The organism is Rhizorhabdus wittichii (genome assembly GCF_017607425.1).
Taxonomy (GTDB): domain Bacteria; phylum Pseudomonadota; class Alphaproteobacteria; order Sphingomonadales; family Sphingomonadaceae; genus Rhizorhabdus; species Rhizorhabdus wittichii.
Genome location: NZ_CP059319.1, coordinates 4,027,040 through 4,041,412, shown reverse-complemented (window position 1 = coordinate 4,041,412; position 14,373 = coordinate 4,027,040). Strand labels below are relative to the sequence as shown.

General features: G+C 69.9%; 17 protein-coding genes and 1 riboswitch. Of the genes, 5 read left to right on the top strand and 12 right to left on the bottom strand.

Translation table 11 applies throughout. The annotated features are described in order from the left end of the window. From HRJ34_RS19415 to HRJ34_RS19365, 11 genes are all read right to left on the bottom strand, one after another. Entirely contained in the window at positions 1 to 528 is a 528-nt protein-coding gene (locus tag HRJ34_RS19415; protein ID WP_012048975.1) for a P-loop NTPase family protein, read from the bottom strand. 29 nt (positions 529 to 557) lie between these two features. Beyond that, positions 558 to 1,073 carry a GNAT family N-acetyltransferase gene (locus HRJ34_RS19410; protein WP_208632149.1) on the bottom strand — a complete coding sequence of 172 codons (516 nt, stop codon included), beginning with the start codon at positions 1,071 to 1,073 and terminating at the stop codon, positions 558 to 560. After that, a complete protein-coding gene (locus HRJ34_RS19405) occupies positions 1,070 to 1,492 on the bottom strand; it encodes a VOC family protein (protein ID WP_016747413.1) in 423 nt (140 codons plus the stop codon). The genes HRJ34_RS19410 and HRJ34_RS19405 overlap by 4 nt, the downstream gene beginning before the upstream one ends. A 227-nt stretch (positions 1,493 to 1,719) precedes the next feature. Further along, entirely contained in the window at positions 1,720 to 3,822 is a 2,103-nt protein-coding gene (locus HRJ34_RS19400) for a sodium-translocating pyrophosphatase (protein WP_016747412.1), read from the bottom strand. A 181-nt stretch (positions 3,823 to 4,003) separates the two neighbouring features. Further along, a complete protein-coding gene (gene thiL, locus HRJ34_RS19395; RefSeq protein ID WP_208632148.1) occupies positions 4,004 to 4,936 on the bottom strand; it encodes a thiamine-phosphate kinase in 933 nt (310 codons plus the stop codon). 157 nt (positions 4,937 to 5,093) lie between these two features. Next, positions 5,094 to 5,873, bottom strand: a complete 780-nt coding sequence (locus HRJ34_RS19390) for a sulfite exporter TauE/SafE family protein (protein ID WP_016747698.1) — start codon at positions 5,871 to 5,873, stop codon at positions 5,094 to 5,096. An 11-nt stretch (positions 5,874 to 5,884) separates the two neighbouring features. Then, complete coding sequence (gene nusB, locus HRJ34_RS19385) at positions 5,885 to 6,340, bottom strand: transcription antitermination factor NusB (protein ID WP_012048981.1); 456 nt, start codon at positions 6,338 to 6,340, stop codon at positions 5,885 to 5,887. A gap of 4 nt (positions 6,341 to 6,344) precedes the next feature. After that, the gene (gene hisD / locus HRJ34_RS19380; RefSeq protein ID WP_208632147.1) at positions 6,345 to 7,637 is read right to left on the bottom strand and encodes a histidinol dehydrogenase; all 1,293 of its coding nucleotides are present in this window, start codon (positions 7,635 to 7,637) and stop codon (positions 6,345 to 6,347) included. Further along, positions 7,627 to 8,292 carry an ATP phosphoribosyltransferase gene (hisG, locus tag HRJ34_RS19375; protein ID WP_016747700.1) on the bottom strand — a complete coding sequence of 222 codons (666 nt, stop codon included), beginning with the start codon at positions 8,290 to 8,292 and terminating at the stop codon, positions 7,627 to 7,629. The genes hisD and hisG overlap by 11 nt, the downstream gene beginning before the upstream one ends. 169 nt (positions 8,293 to 8,461) lie before the next feature. Further along, positions 8,462 to 9,028, bottom strand: coding sequence for a TMEM165/GDT1 family protein (locus tag HRJ34_RS19370; protein ID WP_016747701.1), 567 nt, complete (start codon positions 9,026 to 9,028; stop codon positions 8,462 to 8,464). Between the two features lie 13 nt (positions 9,029 to 9,041). Further along, a riboswitch (yybP-ykoY riboswitch) is annotated at positions 9,042 to 9,212 on the bottom strand. A 135-nt stretch (positions 9,213 to 9,347) separates the two neighbouring features. Then, positions 9,348 to 9,848 (bottom strand): Dps family protein, encoded by a 501-nt coding sequence (locus tag HRJ34_RS19365; protein WP_012048985.1) that lies wholly within the window; start codon positions 9,846 to 9,848, stop codon positions 9,348 to 9,350. 234 nt (positions 9,849 to 10,082) lie between these two features. Between HRJ34_RS19365 and rpmG the strand changes: the two genes are divergently transcribed. Beyond that, positions 10,083 to 10,250 carry a 50S ribosomal protein L33 gene (rpmG, locus tag HRJ34_RS19360; protein ID WP_208632146.1) on the top strand — a complete coding sequence of 56 codons (168 nt, stop codon included), beginning with the start codon at positions 10,083 to 10,085 and terminating at the stop codon, positions 10,248 to 10,250. Between the two features lie 233 nt (positions 10,251 to 10,483). Here the strand turns inward: rpmG and HRJ34_RS19355 are convergent, their stop codons facing one another. Beyond that, complete coding sequence (locus tag HRJ34_RS19355; RefSeq protein ID WP_037506439.1) at positions 10,484 to 10,876, bottom strand: response regulator; 393 nt, start codon at positions 10,874 to 10,876, stop codon at positions 10,484 to 10,486. Positions 10,877 to 10,911: 35 nt separating this feature from the next. Here HRJ34_RS19355 and HRJ34_RS19350 point away from each other — a divergent pair, with 35 nt between their 5' ends. The 4 genes from HRJ34_RS19350 (at position 10,912) to HRJ34_RS19330 (ending at position 14,300) form a co-directional block, all read left to right on the top strand. After that, positions 10,912 to 11,205, top strand: a complete 294-nt coding sequence (locus HRJ34_RS19350; protein WP_404947151.1) for a DUF3572 domain-containing protein — start codon at positions 10,912 to 10,914, stop codon at positions 11,203 to 11,205. A gap of 749 nt (positions 11,206 to 11,954) precedes the next feature. Further along, on the top strand, positions 11,955 to 12,422 hold the full coding sequence (locus tag HRJ34_RS19340; protein WP_012048988.1) for a RidA family protein: 468 nt from the start codon (positions 11,955 to 11,957) through the stop codon (positions 12,420 to 12,422). After that, on the top strand, positions 12,394 to 13,161 hold the full coding sequence (locus HRJ34_RS19335) for a glycerophosphodiester phosphodiesterase family protein (protein ID WP_226948758.1): 768 nt from the start codon (positions 12,394 to 12,396) through the stop codon (positions 13,159 to 13,161). The genes HRJ34_RS19340 and HRJ34_RS19335 overlap by 29 nt, the downstream gene beginning before the upstream one ends. Beyond that, a complete protein-coding gene (locus HRJ34_RS19330) occupies positions 13,155 to 14,300 on the top strand; it encodes a GNAT family N-acetyltransferase (RefSeq protein ID WP_208632144.1) in 1,146 nt (381 codons plus the stop codon). The genes HRJ34_RS19335 and HRJ34_RS19330 overlap by 7 nt, the downstream gene beginning before the upstream one ends. Positions 14,301 to 14,373: the final 73 nt, after the last annotated feature.

The following is a 14,373-nucleotide window of genomic DNA, read 5'->3' as shown; positions in this document are numbered from 1 at the left end:
TCAGGCCCGCATCGCCGCGACGATCCGGTCGGCGGCCTCGCCGGCCGGGGTCGCGCCGCTGTCGATCCGCAGGTCGGGCGCCGGCATCGCCGCGAGGCAGGCGGCGAGGCCGGGGCGCAAGCCGCGCAGCAGCTCGACCGAGCGGAGCTTGCCGAAGGCGGCCCGGTCCGCGGCGACGAGACGCCGCTCCTGCTCCGCGTCGGACAGGGTCAGCGCGACCTGGAGCACCCGTCCGCCCGCCGCGGCGACGATCGCCGACAGCCGTTCGGGGAAGTCGGCGGCGACGCTGGGTTCGGGCGCGAAGGTGAAGATCAGCGAGCGGCCCTCGCGCGCCGCCGCGGCGATCGTCTCGATCCAGAAATGCTCGCGCAGCCGGACGAATTCGGGCGAGCCGAACGGGAAGACCGCCGCCACCGCATCGACCACCAGATGGTTGTGGAACAGCGCGATGCCGGTCCGCTCGGCGACCAGCCGGGCGATGGTGAGCTTGCCGGCGGCGACCGGGCCGTGGAGGAAGACGAGCTGCATCGCCCCGGTCTACCGGCCGCCGCCGCGCATTACCACATCGCCGCCGTCCGCCGCATGAGATGGGTGCCGGGACCATAGGGCGAGGCCCCGTCGCGATCGGCATAGACGAAGCCCTGCGCCGCCCAGAAGCCGTCGGCGCCGCCGACCGCCGTCAGGGTGATGTCGTCGAAGCCCGCCGCCATGGCCTGGCGCAGGACCAGCGCCAGCGCGGCGCGGCCCGCCCCGGCGCCGCGGGTCGACGGCAGCAGCGCGAGATCGTGGAGATAATAGCCGTCGGCATCGGCCGGAATCGCGCCGAGCGGCCGGTCGAGCGTCGGCGGATCGTCGCGCCGCCAGGGATGGCTGATCAGATAGCCCTCGACCGCGCCGCCGTCGTCGCGCGCGAACACATGGCACCCGGCAGGATAGAGCGCGAGCCGCTCGGCATAGATGGCGGGGCGCTCGGTATAGGCCATGCCATGGACGGCGTCGGAGATCGCCGCCACCGCCGCCAGGTCGTCCGCGCGCATCGGCCGCCAGCGGCCCGCCATCGCGTTGCCGGTCATAGGCCGAACCTCACCCGTCCCTCGTCGTCGATCGTGAAGCCGGGGTTCCAGGCAATTTCCCAGGCATGCTCGTCCGGATCGGCGACATAGCCGCGAAAGCCGCCATGCGACGGCGCATCGGCCGGACGCAGCAGCGCGCCGCCGGCCGCGACCAGCCGCTCCATCAGCGGCGCGACCATCGCGCGCGCGGCGACGTTGTGCGCCAGCGCGAAGGCGCCGCGCTGCTCGAGGCCGGCGCGGTTCATGTCCTGCTCCAGCGCGGCCTTGAGGAAGGTGCCGAGCACCAGCCCGTTCATCTGGTAGAAGATGATCTCCTCATTCTCGAACACCGGCGTCCAGCCGAAGCCGTCGCCGTAGAATCGCCGCGACCGGGCGAGGTCGGTCGTGCCGAGGGTGATCACCGAAACCTGCTGCATCATGTCCACAACCTTTCGTCGGCCGGCGCGGGATGCGCCGGCGTGCAAGGCCATGGGGCTCGCGGCCGGAACGCTGCTCCGGCGACGGCCAGGACCCGCGAGCGGCGGGGGCCGGGCCAACCGCACCGGCCTTTCCTTTTCTGACCGCTCCAGGATAGCGCCATCGGCGAAAGAAAAAAGGGCCCACCCGGATCGCTCCGGACGGGCCCAGTCGCTTCTGGATGAACGTCCTACATCGCGGCGTGGGCCAGCGCGGCCAGCAGCAGCAGCGCGACGATGTTGGTGATCTTGATCATCGGGTTCACGGCGGGGCCGGCGGTGTCCTTGTAGGGATCGCCGACGGTGTCGCCGGTCACGGCCGCCTTGTGCGCCTCCGATCCCTTGCCGCCATGGTTGCCGTCCTCGATATATTTCTTGGCATTGTCCCAGGCGCCGCCGCCCGAAGTCATCGAGATGGCGACGAACAGGCCCGACACGATCACGCCGAGCAGCAGCGCGCCGAGCGCGGCGAAGCCGTTGGCCCGGCCCGCGACCTGCGCGATGACGAAATAGACGACGATCGGCGCCAGCACCGGCAGCAGCGAGGGGACGATCATCTCCTTGATCGCCGCCTTGGTGACCAGGTCGACGGTGCGGGCATAGTTGGGACGGCTGGTGCCTTCCATGATCCCCGGATTGTCGCGGAACTGCGCGCGCACCTCCTCGACCACCGCACCCGCCGCGCGGCCCACCGCGGTCATCCCGAAGGCGCCGAAGATATAGGGCAGCAGCGCGCCGAGCAGCAGCCCGACGATGACATAGGGGTTGCTCAGCGAGAAATCGACGTGGAGATCGGGGAAGTAGATGCCCAGATCGGTGGTGTAGGCGCCGAACAGCACCAGCGCGGCGAGGCCGGCCGAGCCGATCGCATAGCCCTTGGTCACCGCCTTGGTGGTATTGCCGACCGCGTCGAGCGCGTCGGTCTTGACGCGGACGCTGTCGTCGAGGCCCGCCATTTCGGCGATGCCGCCGGCATTGTCGGTGACCGGGCCATAGGCGTCGAGCGCCACCACCATGCCGGCGAGCGCCAGCATCGCGGTCGCCGCGAAGGCGATGCCGATCAGGCCGGCGAGCTGATAGGCGACGACGATGCCGACGCAGATCACGATCGTCGGCAGCGCGGTCGATTCGAGGCTGATCGCGAGGCCCTGGATGACGTTGGTGCCATGGCCGGTCTCGGACGACTTGGCGATCGAGCGGACCGGGCGATAGCCGGTGCCGGTATAATATTCGGTGATCCAGACCAGCAGGCCGGTGACGGCCAGGCCGACGAGCGCCGAATAGAAGAGGTGCATCGCCGGGAAGCTGGCGGCGCCGACCGTGATCGGCGCGGAAAGATCGCCGAGCACCTGCTGCGTGGCGAAGTAGATCGCCGGGATCGACAGGATCGCGGTGGTCCAGAAGCCCTTGTACAGCGCGCCCATGATCGACTGGCTGGAGCCCAGGCGGACCATGTAGGTGCCGATGATCGAGGTGACGATGCAGACGCCGCCGATCAGCAGCGGCAGCGCCATCAGCTTGCCGATCCACGCCGCGTCGCCCGCGACGAGCAGCGCGGTCAGCACCATGGTGGCGCCGACGGTGACGACATAGGTCTCGAACAGGTCGGCCGCCATGCCGGCGCAGTCGCCGACATTGTCGCCGACATTGTCCGCGATGGTGGCGGGGTTGCGGGGATCGTCCTCGGGAATGCCGGCCTCGACCTTGCCGACCAGGTCGGCGCCGACGTCGGCGGCCTTGGTGAAGATGCCGCCGCCGAGACGCGCGAAGATCGAGATCAGCGAGGCGCCGAAGGCGAGCGCGACGAGCGCGTCGATGACGATCCGCTCATTGGGCGCATGGCCGCCCGGGCCGGTCAGATACCAGTAGAACACCGCGATCGCGAGCAGCGCGAGGCCGGCGACGAGCACGCCGGTCACCGCGCCCGCGCGGAAGGCGACGGTCAGGCCGCTCTGCAGGCTGGCGCGCGCGGCTTCGGCGGTGCGGACATTGGCGCGAACCGAGATGTTCATGCCGACATAGCCCGCGACGCCCGACAGCAGCGCGCCGATCACGAAGCCGACCGCCGAGGTCTTGCCCAGGAAATAGAGCACCAGCGCGGCGACGATGACGCCGACGATCGCAATGGTGCGATACTGGCGGCCCAGATAAGCTTGGGCGCCTTCCTGAATCGCCGCGGCGATGTCCTGCATCTTTTCATTGCCGGCCGATGCGGCCAGTACCTGGCGGCTGGTAAACAGCCCGTATAATATGGCGAGCAGCCCACAGCCGATCGCGACCTGTATGATGAGCATCCTGACTCCCTTCGCTCTGTAAGCGCGGGGATCGAGCTTTTCCGCCCTTTTTTGTCCCCCGACACGTGGCGGCCTTGTATGTCTGTGTTAATCGCCCGCCGCAAGGGTTCGAATTTCCGGCAGGCCGGAACCTGAGAAAGGGGCAGCAATACTTCCCGAACAGGGTGCTGGACTTGGCGGATTACCGCCGATGTTCATAGCCGAGCGTTCCCGGCAGCGGCACCGGCCCGTCGCGATCATGGAGATGGAGGCCCGAACCGGCTTCGAACCGTCCGATGACGGTGGCGTGGCGCGCTGCAGCGGCGGCCGCGTGGGGCGGCACCGCAGCGATGAGCTGGTAATCGTCGCCCGCCGTCGCCGCGGCGAGCCGCGCGGCGCGATCCTCCCCAAAGACGCGCGCCTCGTCCGACAGCGGCACCGCGTCGAGGTCGATCGCGACGGCGAGGCCCGAGGCGGCGGCGATCCGTGCGGCATCGATCAGCAGCCCGTCCGAGACGTCGGCCATCGCATCGGCGAGCGGGGCGAGCGCCCGGCCCTCGGCGAGGCGCGGCATCGGCAGGCGATAGGCCTTGAGCAGCCGGCGCGGCCCCTCGACCTCGCCCCGCGCGATGCGGAGGCCGAGCCCGGCGTCGCCGACCGGCCCGGTCAGCACCAGCAGGTCGCCCGCCTTCGCGCCGCGCCGGTCGGGCACGCCGCCGGCGGGCGCCTGGCCGATCGCGGTCAGGCCCAGCACCCGCGCCGCGCCGGCCGGCTGGGCGACCGTGTCGCCGCCGAGCAGCGGCACACCGAAATGGTCGAGCGCGCGGCCGAGCCCGTCGACGAACGCCGCGTCCCAGTCCGCCGCGTCGGTCAGCCCGAAGCCCATCAGCACGCCGAGCGGCTCTGCCCCCTTGGCGGCGAGATCGGACAGGTTGACCGCGAGCAGCTTCCACGCGACGTCGCCCGCCGGATCGCCGGGGAGATAATGGACGCCCTCGACCAGCATGTCGTGGGTGAGCACTAGGTCGCGGCCGACCGGCGCGGGCAGCACCGCCGCATCGTCGGCCAGCCCCCGCGCGCCCGGATGCCGGGCAAGGCCGCGCAGGCGGTCGATCAGGCGTTGCTCGTCGCTCATCGGGTCACCTTGGGATCAAATCGTTTCGAGAGGAACCGCCCCTCACCGTCATTCCCGCGAAAGCGGGAATCCATGGACGGCGGCACCTTGCGTCAAAAAACGTCCCGTGTCCGTGGATTCCCGCTTTCGCGGGAATGACGGAGAAAAGCACGGGCGTTCACCCCGCCAGCCGGCTCACCGCGTCCCAGCTCAGCTTGACCCCGACCAGCATGGTCAGCCCGTAGACCATCACGTAGAAGCGCTCGGGATCGATCCGCCGCACCAGCCGCACCCCCGCGAAGGTCGCCAGGGTCGCGATCGGCAGCAGCGCCGCCGAGGCGAGCAGGTTGACCGGGGTGAACTGGCCGAGAGCGACATAGGCGGGCACCTTGATCCAGTTCATCAGCGCGAAGAAGATCGCGGTGGTGCCGACCAGCACGTCGCGCGGCAGCTTCTGCGGAAAGACCCAGAGCTGGTAGGGCGGGGCGCCGGCATGGGCGATCTGGCTGGTCAGCCCGGAGGCGGTCGCGCACAGGAAACCCACCGAGTCGGGCAGCACCCGGGCGGGGGCGGGGGTGCCGCCGCGCTCGACCCACAGCCGCTGCCCGCCGAACAGGATCGAGATCAGCCCGAGCGCCAGCAATATCCAGGCCTCGGGCAGGCTGGCGGCGAAGACATAGCCGAGCAGGATGCCGAGCACCGCGCCGGGCAGCATCACCACCATGACGTGCCGGTCCCAGCTGCGGCGGAAGGCCCAGACGCCGACCGCGTCCTGCGCGATCATCAGCGGCAGCAGGATCGCCGCCGCCTGCACCGGCGGCACCGCCATCGCGACCAGCGGCATCGCCAGCGTGCTGAAGCCGATGAAGCCTCCCTTGCCGAGGCCGAGCAGGACGACCGCCGGGATGCCCAGCAGCCAGAACAGCGGATCGTGGAGGATCGTGGTGTCGACCGTCACCCGCGGCGGGCCTAGACGCGCACGGCCTTCGCGATGCCGTCGAGCACGCCGTTGACGAAGCCCTTTTCCTTCTTGTCGTAGAAGGCGTCGGCGACGTCGACATATTCGCTGATCACGGTCGCGGTCGGCACGTCGGGGCGGGCGATCAGCTCATAGGCGCCGACCCGCAGGATCTGCCGCATCGGCCGGTCGAGCCGCTCGAGCGTCCAGCCGCTCGCCAGCCGCGCGCCGATCGCGGCGTCGATCTCGGCCCGGCGGGCGTCGACGCCCTTCACCAGATCGTCGAAGAAGGCGACCTCGGCCGCCGCATATTCGACGTCCTCGATCGTCGCGCCCAGCCGATGCTGGTGGAATTCGTCGAGCAGCGCGGCGAGCGGGGTGCCCTCCATCTCCTGCTGGTAGAGCGCCTGCGCGGCGGCGAGGCGGGCGGCGCTGCGCGAGCGAGCGCGTTCATTGATCTTGGCCATTGTCCTAAGCTTCCAGTCTGGCGGCGACCGACGCCGCGTGCGCGGGCAGCCCTTCCGCCGTGGCGAGCGCGACCGCCGCCGGCCCGATCGCGGCGATCGCCGCCGCATCGAGCGCGATGAAGCTGGTCCGCTTCATGAAGTCGAGCACCGACAGGCCCGAGGCGAAACGCGCCCGGCGGCCGGTCGGCAGCACATGGTTGGGGCCCGCGACATAGTCGCCGACCGCCTCGGGCGCGTGACGGCCGAGGAAGACCGAGCCGGCATGGCGGACCCGGTCGAACAGCGCCTGCGGATCGGCGACCGCCAGCTCGAGATGCTCGGGCGCCAGCCGGTCGCTGAGCGCGGGCACCTCGTCGAGGCCGGCGACGGTGACGATCGCGCCGTTCGCGTCCCAGCTCGCCCGCGCGGTCGCCCCGGTCGCGAGCCGGCCGAGCTGCGCCTCGACCTCCGCCGCGACCGCGTCGGCGAAGCCGGCATCGTCGGTGAACAGGATCGACTGGCTGGTCGGATCGTGCTCGGCCTGGCTGAGCAGGTCGGCGGCGATCCAGGCGGGATCGTTGTCCTTGTCGGCGACGACGACGATCTCGGACGGGCCCGCCACCATGTCGATGCCGACCACGCCGTAGAGCTGGCGCTTCGCCTCGGCGACCCAGGCGTTGCCGGGGCCGACCACGACGTCGACCGGGCGAATCCGTTCGGTGCCATAGGCGAGCGCGGCGATCGCCTGCGCGCCGCCGATCCGCCACACCTCGTCCACGCCCGCGAGCGCGGCGGCAGCGAGCACCAGCGGGTTGACGACGCCGTCGGGGGTCGGCGTCACCATGACGATCCGGTCGACCCCGGCGACCTTCGCGGGAATCGCGTTCATCAGCACCGAGGAGGGATAGGCCGCGCGGCCGCCCGGCACATAGAGCCCGGCCGCCTCGACCGCGCCCCAGCGCGCGCCCATGCGGACGCCGGCCTCGTCGGTGCGGCTGCTGTCGGCGGGGCGCTGGGCGGCGTGATAGGCGGCGATGCGCGTCGCGGCCAGTTCGAGCGCCTGGCGCAGCGCGGGATCGAGCCCGGCCAGCGCCGTGTCGCAGGTGCTACGGTCGATCCGCCAGCCCGACGAATCGAGGTCGTGCCGGTCGAAGCGGCGCGTATGGTCGGCGAGCGCGGCGTCGCCCCGCTCGCGCACCGCCGCGACGATCGCCGCCACGTCGCGCGAGACGTCGGCATCGGCCTCGCGCCGGCCGTCGACCAGCGCGGTGAAGGCGGCGGCGAAGCCCGCGTCGCGGCTGTCCAGCCTAAGCGGCATTCTTGTCCTCCACCGCGCGGCGGAAACCCTCGACCAGCGGGCCGATCTCGCCCGCCCGCGTCTTGAAGGCGGCGCGGTTGACGATCAGCCGCGACGAGACCTCGGCGATCGTCTCGACCTCGGCGAGGCCGTTGTCCTTGAGCGTCCGGCCGGTCGAGACGAGGTCGACGATCCGGCTCGACAGGCCGAGCACCGGCGCGATCTCCATCGCGCCGTTGAGCTTGACGCATTCGGCCTGGACGCCGCGCGCCTCGAAATGGCGGCGGGTGATGTTGGGATATTTGGTCGCGACGCGGACATGGCTCCACTCGCGCGGATCGTCGCCGGCCGCCATCGCGACGGGCTCGGCGACCGAGATGCGGCAATGGCCGATGGCGAGGTCGACGGGCGCGTAGAGTTCCGAATAGTCGAACTCCATCAGCACGTCCGAACCGACGATGCCGAGCTGCGCCGCGCCATGCGCGACGAAGGTGGCGACGTCGAAGGCGCGAACGCGGATCAGGCCGATGTCGGGCCGGTTGGTGGCGAAGCGCAGCAACCGGCTGTCCTCGTCGCCGAAGGCCGGCTCGGGCACGATGCCGAGCGCGGCGAACAGCGGCAGCACCTCCTTGAGGATGCGGCCCTTGGGCACGGCGATGATGATCTGCGCGGTCATGACGCGCCGCGCCTTAAAGCAGCGCGGCGCGGCTGACAACGGACCCGGCCGATTCGGCTCCGCTTCCCCCCAATCGTCATGCCGGCGGAGACCGGCATCTCCGGGGAGGCGCGATGCGCTCAACCGCCCGAGACCCCGGCCTCCGCCGGGGCGACGGGCGAGAAGGGAATCACATCAGGTCGCGCAGCGCCAATATGCCGAGGATCGCGAAGATCGTCGCGGCGGCGATGCGCATCGCCTTGAGCGGCACGATCCGGGTGATCCGGTCGCCCAGGAAGACGGCGGGGACGTTGGCGATCATCATGCCGAGCGTGGTGCCGGCCGCGACCAGCCCGACCGCATGGTAGCGCGCGCCGAGCGCGACGGTGGCGATCTGGGTCTTGTCGCCCATCTCGGCCATGAAGAAGGCGACGACGGTGGTCAGGAAGACGCCGTAGCGGGCGGGCTTCACCGCTGCCTCGTCCTCGTCGAGCTTATCGGGGACCAGCGTCCACGCCGCCATGGCGAGGAAGCCGAGCGCGACCGCGAGGCGGAACCAGGTGCCGTCGAGCAGCCCCGACACCGCCGAGCCCGCCCAGGCGGCGAGCGCATGGTTGACGATGGTGGCGGCGAAGATGCCGAGGATGATCGGCACCGGCGCGCGGAAGCGGCAGGCGAGGATGATGGCGAGCAGCATCGTCTTGTCGCCGATTTCGGCGAAGGCGACGAGCAGGGTCGAGGCGAGGATCACATCCATGCGACAATTCCGGGCCGGGCGGACTATGGACGGACGACACCAGACCCCCCGCCCGGCAGGCGGAGGTCGGGTGTCATCGGTCTTGCCAAGCTCGAAAGCTCGACCGCGCCATGAGGTCTCCCCCAAGCATGTTGACGCGATCCCCGCCCGATGGGCGGCCGGCTACTCCCCGGATGACGCGGTCGCGGTAAGGGAATCGGGGGAGAAGGTCAATCCTGGCAGGGCGTCATCCCGGCGGAGGCCGGGATCTCAGGAGGTTCCAAGCGCACCGCGACTCTCCCGAGATCCCGGCCTCCGCCGGGATGACGTGGTCTGGAGATCAGGCGTTCCGCGCCGTCTCGAACAGGAACCAGGCGCGTTCCTCGGCCTGGTCGGTCCATTCGTCGAGGATGCCGCTGGTGGCGTTGTCCTTGGCGGCGTCGACGATGTCCTTGGCCTCGCGCAGCTTGGCGACGAGCGCGAGATTGTCGTCGCGCAGCTCCTTGAGCATGTCCTGCGCGCTGACGAAGTCGGCGTCATTGTCCTTGATCGACTGGCGACGGGCGATGTCGCCGACCGAGCGCAGCGTGGTGTTGCCGGTCTTGCGGACCCGTTCGGCGATGACGTCGGTGGTCGCCAGGATCTGCGCCGCCTGGTCGTCCATCAGCAGGTGATAGTCGCGGAAATGAGGGCCCGACACATGCCAGTGGAAATTCTTGGTCTTGAAATAGAGCGCGAAGCTGTCGGCCAGGATGCCGTTCAGCGCATCGGCGACGCTCATCGCGCTGTTGCTCGACAGGTCGGTGGGGGTCGCCAGGGCGGATTTCGCTTTCTTGGCCATGATCTCGGGTGCTCCCTTCTCGATTCGGCTCGTCAACGATCATCGTGGCAAAAGGTGTCGCCACCGTCGCCTGAAAATCATCGGTTGCAGAAATCGACCGATTCGATCAGCAGGTCGACCCGGGATATCCACAGCATCCTTGACTCCGGACCCGTTCCGCCATTAAGGGCCCCATCCGAACAGCGGCGCGCGACGCCGCTTTATTTTTTGCACAGCGATTAAGGGTTTCGGGTCATGGCCAAGCCGACCACCATCAAGATCAAGCTCGTCAGCACCGCCGACACCGGCTTCTTCTACGTCACCAAGAAGAATCCGCGCACCCAGACCGAGAAGCTGAGCTTCCGCAAGTACGACCCGGTCGTGCGCAAGCATGTCGACTTCAAGGAAGCCAAGATCAAGTAAGCGCCGCGCGGGCTTCGCGCCCGCGGCCTTCTGATCGAAAGACACCCGCCTCCGGGCGGGTGTTTTCGTTTGTCTGGGCCATTGTACCTCCCCTGATCGTCATTCCCGCGAAGGCGGGAATCCACCAGGCCGCCTGGTCGTGTCTCTGTTGGTTCGGGACTTGTTCGCCGGTGGATTCCCGCCTTCGCGGGAATGACGAGGAGAGAAGCGGTCGCACATGACCGCCCCTTCACCTATCCCGCGCGGACGAAGCCGTCGAGCGTACCGGCCAGTTCCTCGACCGCGAGCACGAAGCGCGACACCGAGATCGGCTTCGACACATAGGCGTCGGCGCCCGCCTCGCGCACCCGGCTCTCGTCGCCCTTGCCGGCATAGGCGGTCACCGCCATCACCGGGATCGCCTCGAGCTGACCGTCGGTCTTCATCATGCGAATCAGTTCGACCCCGCTGATGTGCGGGAGCTGGATGTCCATGATCACGAGCTGGGGCAGGAAGATGCGGATGGCGTCGAGGGCCTCGCGCGCGTCGCGAACCGTCCTGACCTCCGCGCCATGCGCTTCGAGCAGGTCGCGGAAGAGCCGGAGATTCAGCTCATTATCCTCGACAATCAGGATTTTTTTCGCCACGGCAGCCACATCTAACCGAGCGGCGAGCCTACGTCATGCCCTTCGCGGAATCAAATCCCGCAAATTCCCGTGGTTCCGGCGACGATGCGCCGCTGGTGACGGGGCTCAAGGCGCTGGCCTGGACGCTCGACGACCCGGCCCGCGCCCGCCGGCTGCTCGACCTGACCGGGCTGACCCCCGACGCGCTGCGCGCCGGCGCGACCGACCCCGCGATCCTCGGCGCGCTGCTCGATTTCCTGTCGGGGCACGAGCCCGACCTGGTCGCCTGCGCCGAGGCGATCGGCGCGACGCCCGCCGAGCTGAGCCGCGCGCGGGAGGCGCTGTCGTGACGAACGCGACAATGGGCCAGCCCGGCGGCCGGCCGCTGCTGATCACCGACTGCGACGAGGTGCTGCTCCACATGGTCACGCCGTTCGGCGCGTGGCTCGACGAGGCGCACGCGATCGACTTCGCGATGGAGCGGCCCGACTTCACCGGCGCGCTCACCCGCCGCGCCGACAGCAGCCCGGTCGAGGAGGAGCATATCGGCCCGCTGCTCGACGCCTTCTTCACCACCGAGATGCACCGCCAGACGCTGGTCCCCCACGCCGCCCGCGCGCTGGCGACGATCGCCGAGCTGGCCGACATCGTCGTCCTCACCAACCTGACCGACCAGTTCCACGCCGGCCGGGTCGCGCAGCTCGAAGCGGTCGGCATCCGCCACCGGGTCCAGTGCAACCAGGGCGGCAAGGGCCAGCCGGTCGCCGGCCTCGTCGCCGAATATCGGCCATCGGCGACGGTGTTCGTCGACGACCTGCCCCATCATCACGCCTCCGTCGCGCGCCACGCGCCCGACGTCTGGCGGCTGCACATGTCGGGCCGCCTCGCCGCCTGCAGACCCCGCCGCCGACGCCCATGCCCGGATCGACGTGAACTGGGCGAACTGCCTGGATCGTGTCGCGCTTCGCCTGAAAGCCTATCCGGAAATGCGCGGAAGGGCGCATTTCGAGGCCGCACCGGCGCATTCCCAAGCAGACATCGCGCCCTCCCCGTCAATAGCCCGCTTGACGCCCGGCGGGGACTACAGGAAAGAAACCCCATGACCATCGACAGCCGCCTCGCCGAACTGGGGATCGCGCTTCCGGCCCCCGCCGCGCCGGTCGCCGCCTATGTGCCGGCGGTCGAGGCGAACGGCCTGCTCCACATCTCGGGCCAGCTCCCCTTCCGCGCCGACGGCAGCCTGATCACCGGCCGGCTCGGCCAGGACGTCACGCTGGAGGACGGCGCCGAGGCGGCGAAGCGCTGCGGCATCATGCTGATCGCGCAGATCAAGGCGGCGCTGGGCGGCGACCTGTCGCGGGTCGAGCGGATCGTCAAGCTGGGCGCCTTCATCGCGTCGACCCCCGATTTCACCGACCAGCCCAAGGTCGCCAACGGCGCATCCGAGCTGATGCAGGCCGTGTTCGGCGACGCCGGCCGCCACGCGCGCAGCGCGGTCGGGGTTCCGGTGCTGCCGCTCGGCGCGGCCGTGGAGGTCGATGCCATTGTCGCCGTTCGGGCTCTTTGATCGCTGGCGATTTCCGGTCCCCGACGCCCGGCGCGTCGGCTTCCTGACGCGCACCCCCTTCGCCAACAAGGGCCTTCACGGCAGCCGCCATCCCGAGAACAGCCGCGCCGCGATCGAGGCGGCGGTGGCGATGGGCTATGGCGTCAAGGTCGACGTCCAGTTCAGCCTCGACGGGCTCGCCTATGTCATCGCCGATCCGACGATCGAGCGGATGACCGGAGAGACCGGCCAGGTCCGGCATTTGTCGAGCAAGCATCTCGGCGAGGTCCGCCTGCGCGACAGCGAGGAGACCATCCCCCAGCTCAAGGAGATATTGGGCCTGGTCGCGGGCCGCACCCCGGTGCTGGTCGAGCTCCGCACGATCGAGGGCCATGTCTCGCAGCTCTGCGTCGCCGTGCGCCACGCGATCGAGGGCTATCGCGGCGAGGCGGCGGTGATGTCGCTCCACCCCGAGGTGCCGCGCTGGTTCGCCTCGCACGGCAGCCGCATCACCCGCGGGCTGATGCTGTCCGACGACAGCGTCTACGCCAAGGAAGCGGGAACCGAGCAGATCAAGGCGATCTGGCGCTCGCAGCCCGAATTCCTGGCGATCGACATCCAGGACCTGCCGAGCCGCTTCGCCCAGCGCCAGCGCAAGCGCGGCATCCCGATCCTGGCCTGGACCGTGGGATCGGCCGAGCAGCAGGCGATCGCCGCCGACTGCGCCGACCAGATCATCTTCGAGGCGCCCGGATGGTAGAGCCCGTCACCGCCCGGACGGCGGAAGGGGTGACCAGCATCGACCGGGACGCCTGGGACGCCTGCGCCGGCAACGGCAATCCCTTCGTCTCGCACGACTTCCTGTCGATCCTCGAAGAGTCGGGCAGCGCCATCGCGCACACCGGCTGGCAGCCGATCCCGATCGTCGTCGACGGCGCCGACGGCCGCCCCGCCGCGATCCTGCCCGCCTATGCCAAGAGCCACAGCCAGGGCGAATATGTGTTCGACCACGCCTGGGCCGACGCCTGGCAGCGCGCGGGCGGCGACTATTATCCCAAGCTGCAGATCGCGGTGCCGTTCAGCCCGGTGCCGGGTCCCCGGCTGCTGCTGCGCGACCCCGGCCTCGCCCCCGCGCTGATCGCGGCGGCGGAGGCGCTGGTCGAGCAGCACGGCCTGTCGTCGGCGCATGCCACCTTCGTCGCGCCCGAGCAGGTGCCGCTGTTCGAGGCGGCGGGCTGGCTGATCCGCACCGACCGCCAGTTCCACTGGGCCAATCGCGGCTATGGCAGCTTCGACGACTTCCTCGACGCGCTCGCGTCCCGCAAGCGCAAGGCGATCCGCAAGGAGCGCGCCACGGCGGTCGCGGGACTGGAGATCGTCCACCTGACCGGCGCCGCGATCGAGGAACGGCATTGGGACGCCTTCTGGCGCTTCTACCAGGACACCGGATCGCGCAAATGGGGGCGGCCCTATCTGACCCGGCGCTTCTTCTCGCTGCTCGGACGGCGGATGGCGGACAGGGTGCTGCTGATGCTCGCGCTGCGCGATGGCGAGCCGATCGCGGGCGCGCTCAACCTGATCGGCGCCGACACGCTCTACGGCCGCTACTGGGGCTGTACCGAGGAGGTGCCCTTCCTCCATTTCGAGCTCTGCTATTATCAGGCGATCGACGCCGCGATCGCGCGCGGCCTCGCCCGGGTCGAGGCGGGCGCGCAGGGCGAGCACAAGCTGGCGCGCGGCTATGAGCCGGTACCGACCTTCTCGGCGCACTTCATCCCCCATGCCGGCTTCCGCAATGCCGTCGCCGACTATCTGGACCAGGAACGCCGCGCCGTCGCCGCGAACATCGAGGGGCTGGAAGAGTATACACCGTTCCGAAAGGGGGGAGTGAGTCTTTGATTGGCCTCAGGCGCCGGCGGTCGCATCCGCGACCTTGGCTATCCTCGCATAAGCTCGGGCGGCCGTTCGGCCT